The sequence below is a fragment of the [Clostridium] fimetarium genome, from assembly GCF_900111235.1.
GTDB classification, from domain to species: domain Bacteria; phylum Bacillota; class Clostridia; order Lachnospirales; family Lachnospiraceae; genus Clostridium_N; species Clostridium_N fimetarium.
Genome location: NZ_FOJI01000038.1, coordinates 1 through 2,603 on the forward strand (window position 1 = coordinate 1; position 2,603 = coordinate 2,603).

The window sequence follows — 2,603 nt, forward strand, 5'->3', positions numbered from 1 at the left end:
TGCAAAAGTCAATATAAAAATGTAAGTTTTATACAAAATAATGATGTATGAAAACCTACATTTTTATTTTGTATTTTATGATGCATCTTCAGACATATGTTGTAGCTGATCTTTAAGTCTGTATGATGGTCCATTTATGTTAATAACAGAGCAGTGGTGTAGTAAACGATCCAGTAATGCATTCGTAAGTACTGGCTCCTTAAAGATATCCGCCCACTTGGAAAACGGACTATTTGTAGTTATTATCGTTGATGATTTTTCATATCTCTTTGATATCAGATTGAAGAATAGATTTGCTGAATCTGTATCCATTCTCTGATATCCTAATTCATCTATAATTAGTAACTTATATCTGCAGAACCACTTAATTCGTGCATCAAGGCGATTCTCAGTTAAAGCCTTCTTTAATTGGGCAATTAAATCTTGAAACGTAATAAAATATACACAATATCTTTGTTTAGCAGCGGCAATCCCTATTGATACTGATATGTTGGTCTTTCCAACACCAGGTGTTCCACAAAATATGATATTTTCGGCGTTGTCTATGAACCTAAGAGTCATAAGATCCATTATTTTTGCCTTATCGATTGATGGTTGAAATCCAAAATTAAAGTCTTTCATTTCTTTTAAAAACGGGAAATTTGCTACTTTTACACATCCAGTAATAGCTTGTTCTTTTCTTAACCTTATCTCCAGCTCACTTAGTTCATAGAATGCATCTACTGCAGTTTTTGAACCATCTGCTATTAAATCCAGATAAGTGTCTATATTTTCTTTTATTCTGTTTAATTCAAGCTCTTCCAGGTTATTTATTAGAGCATTATAATTATTCATAAGCTTAATCCTTTCTAAATATTAATTCAGCATCTAGACTGAAATCTGATTCATAAGTTTCTTTTTCATTCTCGGCAGAGTATTGTTCTTCTATATCCTTTAAAAACTGATTTATTTCTTTTTCATACTTTTTATGTATTGTATTATAACCTTCATCTGTAAGTACGCACTCAAAGTCTGAAGAAGCCATAAAATCATTAACATAGCAGTCAAAGTCAATTGTTTTACAAAAATTTTCCTTCATGGAGTATTTAATTCTTTCAATAAATGCATCTTTATTTTTTACATAAGGAAGTACCTCGTTCATTCCTTTTATAAAAACAAGCTTCTCTGATGCAGACAAATGAGCATAATTATTTATGACCCATTTGCCACAGCTGTTCTGATTAATATATGCTATCAGGGCTTGTGCAGACTTGGTTGCTTCAACACAAGATACCTCAACCTTACGCATTTCTAGTAACGAATCCATTACTTTTAAATTTTCAGTTATTCTTTCATTCATATCTGTTTCTTTAACCTTTCCTTTCATCAAGGTTTTATAATGTTCCGGTTTATAGTTAATCTTTTTTTCATTAAGTGGATGATATGTAATAAGTTTTCCGTTATAATAGACGTAAAGATTATTTTCGAGAGTGTCTATGGTTACTACTTCGTTAATAAGCTTTGGATCAACAGAGTACTTGTTATTGCCATATCGTATAAGTGCTTCATTAGATACACGGTAGCTGTTTGGGCACAGATACTGTTCTATGATTGCAGGGTTTGGTAGTGAATGCAGGTACTCTTTTTCTTTGTAGAATAATGCCGTTGGAGACATTTCAATTTCTTCATTCACACTTATATTCATGTTTGCATTTATGTTTTTAATAATCCTGATAAGATCATCTAAATCTTCAAACTCTCCATCATATGGCCTAACCCAGTCAATTACTTTATTCTTAGCTTCTACAGTACCTTTTGTTTCAGGTGTTCTCGTAGCACAAAGTCGAACTTTGAAGCCAAAATCCTTTGCAATCTTTGATATACCAGTAGTTGGTTTTTTATGTCTGCCACGAGTGGTAGCAACCGTTGACATGTTGTCAAAGAGTATTTCTTCAGGTACCCCGCCCAAAGCTTCAAATCCATTAATAAGTCCTCTGTATACATCATCTGTTCGTTTCTGTATTGATAGCTCAAGGTAACTATATCTTGAAAAACTTAAAGCTATGTGAAATACATTTATCACAAATATTTCTCCATACCTAGAAACTAAAGAAATATCCTCCTTCCAATCTACCTGTGCCTGTACACCAGGAAGTGTTTCCACTCTGGGATGACCAGTTGATTTGTTAGATGGTTTAAGCTTATGCATTTTTACATAAGCCATAAAGTTGGTATAAGAGCCGATACTTTCTATCCCATACTTTTTAACCATAAATTCATAGACACCTCTTACAGTTACTCTTTTAATTTTAAGTTTGTCAGTGATTTCATTTCTGAAAGAATCAAGTTTACTGGACTTGTTCCTGGTTTTTGCTTTTCCTTTGTATCCTTCTTGGTATTTTTTAACCGTCCTCCAATCCATATCATATTTTCTGCCTAGAGCTGCATAGTTAGGTTTGATTCCTAAGTTATCCATAATTGCTAACTCTCCTTGTAAGTTGCTTGGCATATCGATTCACCTCCATAAGAAGTGTATCAAATTTGCCTTAAATACAAAATAAGAATGTAGATTATACGACATTTTTATTTCGTATTTTTCCTACATTCTTATTATAAACTTTGCA

Annotated in this window: 1 protein-coding gene and 1 pseudogene; both read right to left on the reverse strand. The window is 32.5% G+C overall.

Annotated elements, in window-relative coordinates; genetic code table 11:
- Window positions 1-75: 75 nt before the first annotated feature.
- Window positions 76-834, reverse strand: a complete 759-nt coding sequence (gene istB, locus BMY18_RS20570) for an IS21-like element helper ATPase IstB (protein ID WP_092458488.1) — start codon at window positions 832-834, stop codon at window positions 76-78.
- Window positions 835-1,288: 454 nt separating this feature from the next.
- Window positions 1,289-2,488: pseudogene (istA, locus tag BMY18_RS20575) on the reverse strand (IS21 family transposase); the annotation flags it as partial.
- Between the last annotated feature and the right edge of the window lie 115 nt (window positions 2,489-2,603).